Annotated in this window: 9 protein-coding genes; 2 read left to right on the top strand and 7 right to left on the bottom strand. The window is 66.0% G+C overall.

What is annotated here, in order from left to right; genetic code table 11:
* Positions 1-2 precede the first annotated feature (2 nt).
* Genes EXR94_01855 through EXR94_01880 form a run of 6 tightly spaced genes read right to left on the bottom strand, consistent with a single transcriptional unit; the run spans position 3 to position 5,399 of the window.
* A complete protein-coding gene (locus EXR94_01855; GenBank protein MSR01474.1) occupies positions 3-1,175 on the bottom strand; it encodes an MFS transporter in 1,173 nt (390 codons plus the stop codon).
* Positions 1,162-2,259 carry a hypothetical protein gene (locus EXR94_01860; protein MSR01475.1) on the bottom strand — a complete coding sequence of 366 codons (1,098 nt, stop codon included), beginning with the start codon at positions 2,257-2,259 and terminating at the stop codon, positions 1,162-1,164. Before EXR94_01860 ends, EXR94_01855 begins: the two co-directional genes overlap by 14 nt.
* A 5-nt stretch (positions 2,260-2,264) precedes the next feature.
* Positions 2,265-3,248 (bottom strand): nucleotidyltransferase, encoded by a 984-nt coding sequence (locus EXR94_01865; GenBank protein MSR01476.1) that lies wholly within the window; start codon positions 3,246-3,248, stop codon positions 2,265-2,267.
* Positions 3,245-3,598, bottom strand: coding sequence for a cupin domain-containing protein (locus tag EXR94_01870; protein ID MSR01477.1), 354 nt, complete (start codon positions 3,596-3,598; stop codon positions 3,245-3,247). The genes EXR94_01865 and EXR94_01870 overlap by 4 nt, the downstream gene beginning before the upstream one ends.
* A complete protein-coding gene (locus EXR94_01875) occupies positions 3,595-4,176 on the bottom strand; it encodes a 4Fe-4S dicluster domain-containing protein (GenBank protein MSR01478.1) in 582 nt (193 codons plus the stop codon). Before EXR94_01875 ends, EXR94_01870 begins: the two co-directional genes overlap by 4 nt.
* Positions 4,173-5,399, bottom strand: coding sequence for a class A beta-lactamase-related serine hydrolase (locus EXR94_01880; GenBank protein ID MSR01479.1), 1,227 nt, complete (start codon positions 5,397-5,399; stop codon positions 4,173-4,175). Before EXR94_01880 ends, EXR94_01875 begins: the two co-directional genes overlap by 4 nt.
* Positions 5,400-5,501: 102 nt before the next feature.
* Here EXR94_01880 and EXR94_01885 point away from each other — a divergent pair, with 102 nt between their 5' ends.
* Positions 5,502-8,159, top strand: a complete 2,658-nt coding sequence (locus tag EXR94_01885) for a hypothetical protein (protein ID MSR01480.1) — start codon at positions 5,502-5,504, stop codon at positions 8,157-8,159.
* A 2,255-nt stretch (positions 8,160-10,414) separates the two neighbouring features.
* Entirely contained in the window at positions 10,415-12,622 is a 2,208-nt protein-coding gene (locus tag EXR94_01890; protein MSR01481.1) for a hypothetical protein, read from the top strand.
* Positions 12,623-12,638: 16 nt separating this feature from the next.
* Here the strand turns inward: EXR94_01890 and EXR94_01895 are convergent, their stop codons facing one another.
* Positions 12,639-13,940, bottom strand: a complete 1,302-nt coding sequence (locus EXR94_01895; GenBank protein MSR01482.1) for a serpin family protein — start codon at positions 13,938-13,940, stop codon at positions 12,639-12,641.
* Positions 13,941-13,950: the final 10 nt, after the last annotated feature.

Consider the following 13,950-nt stretch of genomic DNA (forward strand, 5'->3'; position numbering starts at 1 on the left):
GCTCAACCCTCGCGCGCCGAGCCGAGTGCCGAGCGCCGAGCGCCGAGTGCCGAGACCGACATCCCGGCCGCCACGAGGAGGGCCAGTCCTCCGCCGAACACCTGGTAGAGCCATCCATACCCGAGGCCGAAGATCAGCGCGCCGACCCCGGCCATGGCCTGGTAGGTTCCAAAGGCGCGACCCCGCCGGCTCGGCGCGACCCGGGCCACCGCCGCTCGCTCGGCCGGCTCCAGGAAGCCGGCGGCCAGGCCGTGGGACAGGAACAGGCCGACGGCCAAAGTCGGGCTGAGGTCGCGGGACAATCCGAACGCGGTCGCGGCATAGGCCGCCGTGCCGAGGACCAGCGAGGGACCGACGCCGACCCGGTCGGCCAGCCACCCTGAAGGGTAGGAGGCGGCGCTCTTGACGATATGGAGCACCGCCCACACCAACGGCACCCCGGCGACCGGCAAGCCCAGATCCTGGATCCGAAGCAGGATCAACGCTTCTGGCAGGCGGACCGCGGCCAGCAGCGCCAACCCCGCCAACCGACCTCTTGGCACGGTGGACGAATCGTCGTCGGGGGCGGACGGAGCCGGCTCGGCTGCGATCGTGGTCCGGGCCCGCCAGAGCACCAGGGTCAGCACGCCAAGCGCCGCGATTCCCGGAATCAGACTCGCGCCTAACACCTGCCGGACCGGAACGCCCCGCCGCAGCAGTTCGAACGCCATCAGCGACCCGAGCACGGCCCCCAGATGGTCGGCGGTCCGATGGAGGCCAAAGGCGCGGCCGTGCATCACGCGGGGAGTGGCATCGGCAATCAAGGCATCCCGGCCGGGCGACCGAAGGCCCTTCCCCATCCGGTCGAGCATTCGGACGCCGATGACCTGCCAGGCGGAGGAGGTGACCGCCATGACCGGCCGGAGCACGGTGGCCACGGCGTAGCCAGCCCAGACCAAGGGGAGGCGCCAGCGGCCCCGGTCGGCCAGCGGGCCGCTCCACCACCGAATGACGGACGACGCCAGGTCGGCCGCGCCGTCCAAGGCGCCCAGGACCACCGGACCGGCGCCTAACGTGCCGGTCAGGAACGCCGGCAGCAGCGGATAGACCATTTCGCTGGCGAAGTCATTGAGGAGCGAGACCGCCGCCAGGCCTTTGACCGTGGCGGGGACCCGGGGGGCATCAGGAATCGGCACTGAGCGCCCACGCGGCCAACGCCGGGTGGAACAGGCCTCGGGCCGTGGCCGCGGCGATCAGATCGGGAGGGGTCGCGTCGCGAGCGAGGGCAACCGCCTGCCACTCGGCGGCCAGGAGCACGGTTCCGACCGATTCGAGCGGCGCCACCACCACCCGGCGGACCTGCTCACCACGGCTCTGGAGCCGGTCTGTCAGCTTGGCCACACCCTCGGCCGCGCCAATCCGGCCGAGTTGAATGGCCAAATCCAGCCCGGCGATGACCAAAGCCAGATGCCGCTCACCGGCCGAGCGATGGCCGGAGAACAGATCCATGGCCGAGAGCCATTCCGGCGCCGCCAGCCGGCGACGAATTTCACGAGGCTCGGCTGCCGCCGCGACTCGAGCCCCGCTGCCGACGGCCGCGACGATGGACCGTCCCGTCTCGAGATCGGCCGCTGAGGACTCGACCAGGGCAATCAGCCGGCGTTCCGCCTGGGCGGCGGTCATTTCGAGCTTGAATTCGTGATGGAGGTGCCAGGTGACCTGGTCCTCGCCTAACGCGCCGGCATCGGCGGCCCCGTCGACTCCGACATCGTGCCGGAGGAAGGTCTCCAGCCCCGCCAGGGCCTCGGCGGCCGCCGGGTGCGTGACCGCCGGGCGGAGCTCGGTCAACAATTCGAGGGCCACGTGGAGGTTGCCGATCGACGGCTTCGACACCGTCCCGCGAAGCGCGGCCGCCCAAGCGGGCATGGCCTCGAGCATGGCCTGATCGTCGGGCCGGGCGGCGACGATGGCGGCCAGCCGGTCGAGCCACAGGGCCGGACTTCGCCGGTCGGGGCGATCGTGCTCGACTCGCCGAAGCCGGACCCGGATGGCGTCAATCAGGATCGTGCGGTCGACTTCCTCGTCCAGCGAGTCGAGCTCGAGTTCCTCGACCGCATGCGCCAGCGAGCGAAACGCGGCCGCGTGCTGCGGGAGGGTCTGGTCGTCAAACGAGGCCAGCACCGGGGCCGGGCCGACCCAGTCGGTCCGGCTCGCTTCGACCCCGTCGAAGTGGTGCCAGAGGTCGAGAAACGAGAGGGCCAGTTCGGGCAATAACGGCATCCGCGCTATCGGCCCGTGACTTCCGAATCGTCCGCGACGCTGAGTGACCCCGAGAACCCCTTCACGGTGACCCGGTTGCCGAGCATCGAGTGGATGAGCACCGCGTCGGTGATGATGCTCTTCTGGCCGACCAGCGTGTGCGACAAGGTCGAATTGGTAATCACGGAGCCCTTCTCGACCGTGACGTTCGGCCCGATCGTGGACCCTGCGATCGAGACGCCTTCTTCGATCAGCACCGGGTCAATGAAGGTTACCCCGGGAAAAGCGCCCCGGCGGGCCGCCCCTTTTTCGAGGAGGATTTGATTGGTCTCGAGGAAAGCGTCGAGTTTCCCGCAGTCGTACCACCCGCCCACTTCGGCGGTCAGGATCTTCTTACCATGTTCGATCATCCATTGGAAGGCATCGGTCAGGTAGAACTCGCCCTTGTTGGCCGGTGCGGCCAGGGTGTGGTCAATCCCGTTCCAGAGGGCTTCGACGTCCTTGATGTAATAGAGCCCGATGTTGGCGAGCTTGGAAATCGGCGTCGTCGGTTTTTCGACGATCTTCGTCATGTAGCCGTCGGCATCGGTCACCACGACCCCGAACCGTTGATAATTCTCGACCTCTTTAGCCCAAATGATCCCGTCGGCGGTGGCTCGGTTGATCAGGGTCAGGTCGGCCTCGAAGACGGTGTCGACGAAGATGACCAGGATCGGCTCATGGACGAACGGCCGGGCCAAGTTGACGGCGCCCGCGGTCCCGTCCTGGACCTGCTGCTCGATATACCGGCACGGCACCCCGTAGCGGCCGGTCGCATAGGCCTCGACCTGCTCTTTGAGGTGGCCGGTGATGAAGATGATCTCGGAGACGTCGAGGCCCTTGATCCGGTCCATGACCCAATCCATGACCGGACGGCCGGCCACTTTGAGCATGGGCTTCGGGACCAGGTGCGAATGGGGACGGACCCGGGTCCCCTTGCCGGCCAGGGGTATGATGACTTGCACGGTCAGGTTCTCCCGTAGCGATCAGTGATGCGGACGAGATCGTCCAGCTCGGGGGTCGAGGCCTCGAGCACATCGGAGTCCTGGATGGCCTCGATTTGGTGAATCAACTTGGCCGGGATGTGAAACGACTCGCCGGCGCGAAAGGGTCGGGCGGTCATGCCCGAACCAGCCACCTGGGTCCGCAAGATGAGTTCGCCCCGGAGGACATACATCGTTTCATCCTTGACGTTGTGGTACTGGCAGCTCATGACTTGCCCGGCGTTCACGTGCAGGATCTTCCCGACGTAGCGGTCGGTCCGGGCCCAAATCACTTCATACCCCCAAGGTTTGTCGACCCGATAGGGTATTTCACTCATGAAGCCTCCAAAGGATGAAACTCGAACGCGGAAGGCGACGCAACGCACTCCCGGACGCAGACCCCGCAACCAACGCAGCCCTCGCGCCGGAGCACTGGATGGCCGGCCTCATCTTGCCCTAACGCCCGTTCCCCGATCGGGCACGCATCCACACACACCCGGCACGGACTCCCCTCGAACGTGACGCACCGTTCCGGAACCAACGCCACCGTGCCAAGACGGTAGTCGGTCCACCCGTTGGCCGGCCGGGTCAGCGCCCCGGTCGGGCAGGCCTGGACGCAGGGCATGTCCGGGCACGCCACACACGGTTGGCTCGTCGGCTCGAGGTAGGGCGTGCCGGCCGCCAACCCGCCCGAGGCCGGCACCGTCAGAATCGCGTGGACCGGACACACGGGTGAGCACGCGCCGCACCGGGTGCAGGCGGCCAGGAACCCGACCTCGGGCATCGAGCCGGGCGGCCGGGTGTACCGGCTTTGGATGATCCGTTCCTCGGTTCGCTCGACCAACCCTCGGAGCCATTCCCCGAAGCTGTCGCGAATCACCGCCCGCCGGTCGCCCGTCTTATCCCATGGTTTCACTGGCGATAAATCGGAAAGACACCATCGGTCAGGCGCCCGAGCAGGCCGCTGAACAGCACCCCGATCCGCGGCTTGCCAGGGCCCTGATCCGTGGGATTCCTGGGGTCATCGGTCGGGGCGGTGTTGAACACGGCAACGACCCCAGCCTTAGACACGGGATCGATGTAAAAGAACGACCGGAACGCCTTCTGGCTCCCGGTATGTCCGACCAAGTTGAGACCCTTCCGCTCCAGCAGAAAATAGGCCAAGCCGATCGACCCGCCCTCGGGGCCGCCTAACGGAAGCAGTGGCTTCCACATTTCCTCCAGCGACGCTCGCGCCAAGACCCCCCGGCCGGCCGCCGGCACCCCGGGGGCTCCGACGAGGAACTGGAGATACTTGACCAAATCCGTGATCGGGGCATTGAGCCCGCCGTTCGATACCGTGATCCCGGTGTCGAAGTCGAGGCCGTTCGCCACCGGGCCGCCGGTCCCGATGTCGTAGTTGTTGGACCGAAACGGCAGCAAGTGGTACGGGGTGAGATCGAAGTAGCTTGACGACATGCCGAGGGGCCGGAACAGGTTCTTCTCGATGTAGGTCTCGTAGTCCTCGCCGGTCAGCGCCTCGATGGTCCGACCGAGGAAGATCACGCCCGGGTTCGAATAGCTGAACTTCGTCCCCGGCTGGAACAGGATCTCGGTGTACGGCATCATCGCCACCAGTTGCGACCACGCGACCGGCTCATGCGGATGCCACGGTTTGTCGCCGCCCCAGGGCCAGGTCCCGTTTCGAAAGCCGGCGGAATGCGACATCAGCATCCGGAGGGTAATCGCCTCCATCGGCCCGAATGGATTGTGGACCGCCCGCAACTCGGGAACGTACTGGAGCGCCGGATCGTCGAGCCCGAGCCGCCTCCGGTCGCGAAGCTGCATCACCGCGATGGACGTGAAGGTTTTGGTGATCGACGCCCAGTGGTAAATCGTCCGCTCGTCAACCGCCCGGTTGGTGGCCAGATCGGCCAGGCCGTGAAACTCTTGCGCCAACACGGTGTCGCCATGGAAGAAGATCATGCTCCCGCCGACCACGCCCTCATCGTTGAGGGTCCGGTGGAAGAACTCCTTGACCGGAGCCCATGCCGGAGTGAATCGATCCCGGATCGTTTGCGCCGGCCCGGTCGTCGGGCCGAGGCCGGCAATCAGCAGGACCGCCAGTGCGGTTTGTCGGAACGAAGGGCCGGTCATCATGGGGCCAGAATCTAACCGATCGCCCCTTGGTTCCGCCTCTCGCTCTGGATAGGCTTCCTCCCCCGGCTCGCCGGCACCCGTACCCGATCCCCGGAGCCCGGCATGGTGTTGGTCGCGGTGGCGCTACTGATTCAGTTGCAGGACACGCTCACCCACTCCACCGCCAGGCCGGACCTGGTCCACCGGAACGGGCGGATCCCGCCCTCGGTCACGGCTATCCCCGCCCCTGCTCCGGCCCGGATCGACGGACGGCTCGACGAGCCTTGGTGGCACACCGCCGTCCCCGCGACCGACTTTCGCCGGGATGTACCCGCGGACGGCAACCCTGCCTCCGAGGGCTCCGAAATCCGAGTGGCCTACGACCGCGATGCCCTCTATATCGGGGCCCGCCTCTACCACCGCGACATCACGGCGATTTCCCGGCGGCTCAGCCGCCGCGACTCGTTTTCGGTGTTCAACGACGTGTTCTTCGTCATGATCGACTCGTACCACGACCATCGGACTGCCTTCGTCTTTGGCGTGACACCGGCGGGGGAGCAGCGCGACATGCTGACGACCTCCGATGGCGGGAACCGCGATGCCTCGTGGGATCCGGTTTGGGAAACCAAGTCCTTGATCGATTCGTTAGGCTGGACCGCTGAAATGCGAATCCCGTTTTCCCAACTCCGCTTCCCGGCGAGGGCTGAGCAGACCTGGGGCATCCAGTTCCGCCGGGACATCCGGGCCGCCGGCGAGGCCGTGGACTGGTCGTGGACCCCCCGAACCGAATCAGGGCAGGCCTCGAAGTGGGGTCACCTGTTCGGCCTTCGCAACATCCCAGCCCCGCGTCGTCTGGAGGTGCTCCCGTATTCGGTGAGCCAAGCTCGATTCATCGAAGGTGCCAACCGAAGGAGCCCGTTCGACGACGGGAGCGTCCGATCGTTGGCCGGCGGGCTCGACCTCAAATACGGCCTGACCAGCGACCTGACCCTGGACGCCACGATCAATCCCGATTTCGGACAAGTCGAGGCCGACCCGTCGGTCGTCAACCTCACGGCGTTCGAGACCTTCTTCGAGGAGCGACGGCCGTTTTTCGTCGAAGGCGCCGGGATTCTCGACTTCGGAGTCCGCGACCAGGGCGTGAACTTCTATTACTCGCGGCGTATCGGCCGCCAGCCGAGTCTGTCCGCCACCGGCGCCGCCGAGTTCGTCGATCAACCGACCGCCACGTCGATTCTCGGCGCTGGGAAGCTCAGTGGACGGACTCGTTCCGGATGGTCGATCGGCGCCATTGGCGCCATCACCGGCCGAGAAACCGCTCGGCTGGCGAATGCGAGCGGCGCTCCCTTGGCCGACCGGCCCCTCGAGCCGCTGGCCGGTTACGGGGTCTTCCGCCTCCGGCGCGACTTCCGGGGTGGCGGCAGTGGGATCGGACTCCTGGCCACCGCCGTCGGCCGCGACCTCGGCGACTCATCATTCCGGGCGCTCCGGTCCAGCGCGGTCGTCGGAGGAGTCGATTTTTTCCATCGGTTCGGCCACAACGGGTTCGAGATCCGAGGCGGCATCGGCGGTTCATTGATTCGCGGCGACACCGCCGCGATCAACCAAGCTCAGTTGTCATCGACCCGCTATTTCCAGCGATTCGATCAGGCCAAGGTCCGCTATGACCCCACTCGCCGCTCGCTGGCCGGCCTCGGCGGGGAACTCAACGTCGGGAAGATCGGCGGCCAGTGGCTCTACTCCTTCGGCACCACCTTCGTGTCGCCGGGGCTCGAGTTGAACGACGCCGGGTTCCAGACCCAGGCCGATCGGATCAGCTTCTCCGGCCGCGTCAATCGCCGGTGGATCAAACCGAGTGCGTATTTCCGGAGCTTCGACCTCAGTTGGAACACGTTCCAGGCCCTCAACTTCGAGGGGATCAACATCCGGCGGAATTTTGAGATGAGCGCCAATGGCGAGTTTCTCGGATTCGGCGGGTTCCGGCTCAACCTGGACCGGAATCCCGCATCCTTCGACGATCGGGCCACTCGGGGCGGTCCCTTGATCAAACGGCCCTCGCAATGGGGGGTCTCCGGCAATGTCCGAACCGATGGCCGGCGCACGGTGTCCGGCAGCATTGGCATGGGATACGAGTGGGACGAGGCTGGGCGGTGGTCGGCCCGGATCGGCCCTGACATCACGATTCGGTCCCGGGGCGCCCTCTCGATTTCCTTCAACCCGGGCTACACCCGATCGCATGAGGCCTCATTCTATGTCGGTCAGAGCCCCGATCCGGCGGCCGCCGCCACCTTCGGGAACCGTTATCTGTTTGCCCAGCTCGACCAGAATACGCTGAGCCTGACGACCCGCGTCAATCTGCTGCTCTCACCCAAACTTTCGGTCCAACTTTACGCCCAGCCCTTCGTGGCCACCGGAGACTACCGCGGCTTCCAGCACCTGAACGCGCCCCGCTCCTTCGGGTTCACCCGGTACGGGAGCGGCGCCTCGACGATCGGATACAACCCCGCCGACTCCACCTACACGGTCGATGCTGACGGACCCGGGGCCGCGCTCCCCATCGTTGTCAGCGAGCCCGATTTTCGGGTCCGGTCCCTTCGGAGTAACTTGGTGGTGCGGTGGGAATACCGGCCCGGCTCGACGGTATTTCTGGTGTGGAATCAGAACCGGGCCTTTCGCGCCACCGACCCGCGATTCCGGGCCTTGAGCGATCTGAGCGACATCTGGAACGACGACCAGCAGAACGTCTTCCTGATCAAAGCCAGCTACTATTTTTCCCTGTGATTGCATGCTGATCGTCCTCGGGCTCCTATTCCAGATCGGGGTCCCTCCAACCGACTCGGGCCTGGTCCATCGCAACGGCCGGATTCCCCGGTCGATCACGGCCGTTCGGACCGACGCGCCGACGACGATTGACGGCCGATTGGACGATGCCATCTGGGCCCGGATTACCCCTGAGAAGGGATTCCGGCGGGATGTCCCGAGCGACGGGAATCCCGCCACCCAGGCCACCGACGTCCGGATCGCCTATGACCAGAACGCCATCTACATCGGGGCCCGCCTCTACGACGACCAGCCCGGTACCATTTCCCGGCGTCTGAACCGACGGGACTCGTTCGGCGCCTTCAATGACGTGTTCTTCGTCTTGCTCGATTCATACCACGACCACCGGACGACCTTCGTCTTCGGAGTCACCGCCGCCGGTGAACGCCGGGACGCCCTCTCGACCGAAGATGGCAGCGGCGGACTCGACGCCGGATACGACCCGGTGTGGGCAGCCGCAACCAGTATCGACTCGTTAGGCTGGGTTGCCGAGATGCGGATTCCCTTCTCACAGCTCCGGTTCTCCGGCGCGGCCACCCAGATTTGGGGTATTCAGTTGCGGCGGGACAACGTCCGGGCCGGCGAGGCGGTTGACTGGCAATGGTCGTCGCGAGCCGAACCGGGCCAGGCCTCCAAGTTCGGCCACTTGCTGGGCCTGACCGACATTCCGGCCCCCAAGCGGCTCGAGTTCCTTCCCTATACGTCGAGTCAAGCTCAGTTTACCCAAGACATCGCGCCGGGCAATCCGTTCAACGACGGCCGGACCGGATCGGTCACCGGCGGCCTCGATGCCAAGTACGGCCTGACCAGCGATCTGACCCTGAACGCCACGATCAACCCGGATTTCGGCCAAGTGGAGGCCGACCCGTCGGTCGTCAACCTGACCGCCTTCGAAACCTTCTTCGAGGAACGGCGGCCCTTCTTCGTCGAGGGGTCCAATATCTTCGGATTCTACACCGGATTCGGCCGCGACCAGCTGTTCTATTCCCGCCGAATCGGCCGGAGCCCCGGCCAGTCGGCGTTAGGCAAAGCGGCGTTCGTGGACGAACCAGGGAGTTCGTCGATCTTGGGGGCGGTCAAGTTGTCGGGCCGGACCAAATCCGGTTGGTCGATCGGGGTCCTCGATGCCATAACCGGCCGGGAGGAAGCCCGCCTCGCCAACCCGGGCGGTCCGATCACCACCACTCCGATCGAGCCCGGGGCCAACTACGGCGTCCTCCGGCTCAAGCGCGATGTGGCCGGGGGATCAAGCGGCTATGGGTTCATGGGCACTGCGGTCAATCGGGGCGGCACCGCCGCCGAGTTTCCGGGCCTGACGAAGTCGGCGTACGTCGGGGCCGCGGACTTCTTCCACCGCTGGAAGCAGAACTCCCGCCAGATCATCGGGTCCTTCGGCTTCTCCCGGATAGCCGGTCCGAGCGAGGCGATGGCCGGTGTCCAACTTGCTTCCGCCCGATACTATCAGCGCCCTGATCAGGACTACGTCTCGTTCGATCCGACCGCTACGACGATGAACGGGGCCAACGGGCAATTGCTGCTCGAACAACTCGGCGGGGACTGGGTTTATCAGATCGGCGGGAACTTCACCTCGCCGGGGTTCGAGTCGAACGATGCAGGATTCCAGCAGGAGGCCGATCGAATCCGGATTGGCGGACTCCTCACCCGTCAATGGGTTAGCCCCGGGAAAATGGGGCGGTCCGGGTCATTCAACTTCCAAGCCAACCAACTTTTCAATTTTGGCGGGATCCGGCTGGCGCCCCAGGCCGGCGTCGGAACGGTCTTGAGCCTCCATAACTTCCATACCATATACCTGAATTTCGACTATCGCTTCCAGGGGCTCGACGATCGGACCACCCGGGGCGGCCCCCTGATCGAGACCCCGAGCAATTTCCGCGGCAGTCTCCACTACTCCACCGATAGTCGAAAGGCCGTCTCGACGACTGCCGGGACCTCGATCGCCATCGACGATGACCGGTCCTCGAGCGCCAGTGTCTTTGCGCAAATCAACGTCCAGAACCAAGGCCGGATTACCTTTCAGATCACGCCCAGCTACCAGCGATCCCGGCAAAAGGCCTTCTACCTCGGACAGTACGCCGACCCGACGGCGAGCGCGACGTTCGGCAACCGGTATCTCTTCGCCCCGCTCGACCAAGACGTGCTGAGCATCAGCACTCGACTCAACTACTACTTCACCCCGGCGCTCTCACTCCAGTTGTATGCCCAGCCGTTCGTGGCCACCGGCGATTTTCGATCGCCCCGGTCGCTGGTGCAGCCGCGAAGCTACGGATTCCGGACCTACGGCACCGGCGGTTCGACCATCGCGACCGACCCGGCCACCGGCGCCACCACGGTCGACGCCGATGGCGCCGGACCCGCCCCCTCGAATACCTACGGAAACCAGGATTTCCGAATTCGGTCGATTCGGAGCAACTTGGTGCTCCGGTGGGAGTACCGGCCGGGGTCGACCTTGTTCCTGGTCTGGAATCAGAGCCGGTTCAACTTCGGGAGCGATCCGAGGTTCCGGCCCTTCCGGGATCTCGGGGACATCTTCTCCGACGACATGCAAAACGTCCTGCTCGTCAAGGCGAACTACTACTTCTCGTTCTAAACCCGGTGGCCGAATGAACGGTCGCACGTTCGTTCCATGGCTCGTTCTGCTCATCACGGCACCGGCCTCGGCCCAAACGGTCCGAGTCCAGGCCGTCGAATCCGAAACCCAGCGGCCGGTGGTCGGGGCTATCGTGGTGCTCGTCGACAGCGCCGGCCGCCCTGGCACCCGAGGCTTGACCAACGAAGGGGGACGGGTGGTGCTCACCGCGCCGCACCCGGGAACTTTTCGGCTCCGGGCCGACCGGATCGGGCATTCGGGTATCCTGACCGACCCCTTCCCGGTCGGTGACTCCGCTATCTCGATCACCGTCATCATGCCCGCGAGCCGTACGGTCCTGCCGGAGGTCACGGTGGCCGGCGCCACGCCATGCGATCGCCGGGCGAGTGGCGCGTCGACGGCGGAGCTTTGGAACGAGATCCGCAAATCACTGACGGCCAGCGAGATCACCACTGAATCCGAGAGCGTGGTGCTGGCCGTGACCCGATTTCGGCGGTACCGGACCCGGGCCGGCGTGATCCGGGCCGACAGCATCGTCGGCCGGTTCACCACCCGGAACGCCCCCTTCGTGAGCGGCGATCCGGGCCAGCTCCATCGCGACGGCTTCATCCAGGAGCGCGGGGGCGGGTTCCAGTTTTTTGCGCCGGACGCGAGGCTGGTGCTGTCGGACGAGTTTCTGGAGGCGCATTGCTTCCGGGTCGCGACCGCGGACCCCGAGCAGCCGGGGTTTGTCGGGCTGGCCTTCGAGCCGGTTCCCGGGCGGCGCCTGCCCGACGTCCGCGGCACCCTCTGGGTCGATCGGCGCTCCGCCGCCCTCCGTCATCTGGACTTCGAATACCTCAACGCGCCCGAAGCGATTCAGTGGGACGGGATCGGGGGGCGGATCGAGTTTCAGCGGTTGGCAAACGGCCTCTCGGTCGCCACCGAATGGTTCATCCGCACCGCCGACCGGGTGCGGGTGGAGCCCCGCGGGTTCCGCCGGCTTCGGCAGGGGGTGGATTCGGTGGCTGGGTATGTCGACGAGGGCGGCAGCGCTCAACCGTTAGGCAGTGGTGAGAGCTTGGTCGACGATCAGGCGGCGAGGACGGCCGAATCCACGGTGGCCTCGGGAGAACTGTTATTGCGGGTCGTGTCCGCCGCCGGGAAGCCGGTCGAGCGAGCCACGGTCACGGTGCCGGGCATCGACTCGACCTTCGCCACCGATCCAGCCGGCCTGCTCCGCCTCGGTGAATTGCCCGAGGGCCCCGTGGTGCTCCGGGTCGTGGCGATCGGGTACGCGCCCCGTGGACTCGGCTTCCGGATTTCGCTCGACCGCCGGTTCCTCGACACGACCCTGGTATTGAAACCCGTCGCCCAGACGCTCGCGCCCCTCGAGGTAACCGGCCGGACCACCCCGGTGGTGGCCAAGCTCGAAGAATTCGAGCGCCGCCGACAGGCCGGATTCGGCACCTTCGTGACCCGGGCCGTGCTCGCGAAATGGGAGGCGCACCCGCTCAGCGTGGCCCTCCGGACCGTGCAAGCCGTCCGGCTGGTGCCCCGGACGACCGACTGCGGCGGCGGGTTCGGCGCCGCAAGCCTCCGAAGCGGGCGTTACGCCCCCTGTCTGATGGGCCCAGGCTGCCCGATGGCCATCTATGTCGACGGAGCGCGGATGTACGACGGCGATGGGCCGGTTCCGAATCTCGACGACTTCCTGACCGACCGCGTCGAGGCCGTCGAGATCTACCGGGGCCCGAGCGAGACGCCGGTCGAACTGAACACCACCGGCGCTTTGTGCGGGGCGGTCATGATCTGGACTCGGATCAGCGGCAGCTAGGATTTGAAGTCCGGCCTCAACTCGACGGGATTTCGTTTACCAAGCCCAGGAAGAGAATGGTGCCGGACAACCGTTCTCGGATCGCGACCAGGAACGGCCGGTCGACCCGGATGGTGACCACCTGGGGCTGGCTGGTCCTGCCAACGCCCACCGCGGTGGCCGCCGCCGCTTCGGTCCCTTCCTCGTCGATGGCCACGAACGTCTTATGCTCGACCCGGGTGATGACCAACCCGTCATTGGCGATCCCGGTCAGATCGGCCCGATCGGAGAACGCTGGGTCCATCCCGAGCGCGATGAGATCCTGCCCGAGGGACCGTTTGTAGTCGAAGGTGATCTTCGGAAAGAAGAGATCGATTTTGGAGGAATGGAACCCGGCCGCCGCGGTCGCAAAGTCCGCTGCGCTGAGCCGGCTCGCCAAACTCGCGCCCGTGGTTCCCTCCTTCGGAAGGATGACCGTCATCGCATGGGCGCCGGCCCCGTACCAGAGCTCTGTCATTTCGAAATCGGGGCCCCGGAAGTAGGGCAGATCGTCCTGGCGGTGCATGAATGGAACCGTCTGGGACCCCCCAACCGCCCGTTGGAACGAAGCTGGAGCGGTTTCGCCCTTCTTGAACTGGGTTCGCCAGAGGCCCTTGAAGTAGATCGCGTTGACCGCAAAGAGAACCTCGTCGCTGCTGATCGAGCTCAAGATCTTCGGAATCTTGCCCTTGGTCTTCTGGCTGACCCAGTTGTTGATGGCATCGAGCGCGGCCGGCGAACCAAAGTCGAGCGATTGCGCTTCGGCGTCGAAAAACTGCCTCGCATCGGCGAGGAACGAGGCCAAGATCGGATACCCCCGGCGGGTCCAGATCGAGTTCGCGATGGTGAATTGAACCTGTGGATCAAGACTCGCCAGCAGGGCGATCAGACTCCGGTAGCCCTCATTGATGTCCGCCTGCGACGTCGTGCCGAAGCCGAGGGTCGCGGCCATCGCGTCGCGGGTCTCGCCGCGGGCGCCATTCATGACCATGCCGAGCGCCATCGACACCGAAAGCGGGGAGAGAAAGACGTTCTTCCCCGGCTCGGCGGCGGTGGCCCGGCCGAGGAGGTCGAAGGCAAAGCGGTTCGAGGCACCGATGGCGGTGACTTCGGCCCCCGACAGCGCCCGGGGCAGCCGCTCGAGCAACGGGGGCGCACCATTGGGTTCTGGATCGGTTGGGCCGGCGCATGCCGCGGCGAGGAAAAGCGTGAGTACGAGCGGGGCCTTCATGGGGTCATTCTCCGAGGGGAAACGCCGAGCCACGATCCTAGTATACCCGGGGATCGTGGCCGGTGTCATTCCCGCGGGC

This window comes from Gemmatimonadota bacterium (genome assembly GCA_009692115.1).
Taxonomy (GTDB): domain Bacteria; phylum Gemmatimonadota; class Gemmatimonadetes; order Gemmatimonadales; family GWC2-71-9; genus SHZU01.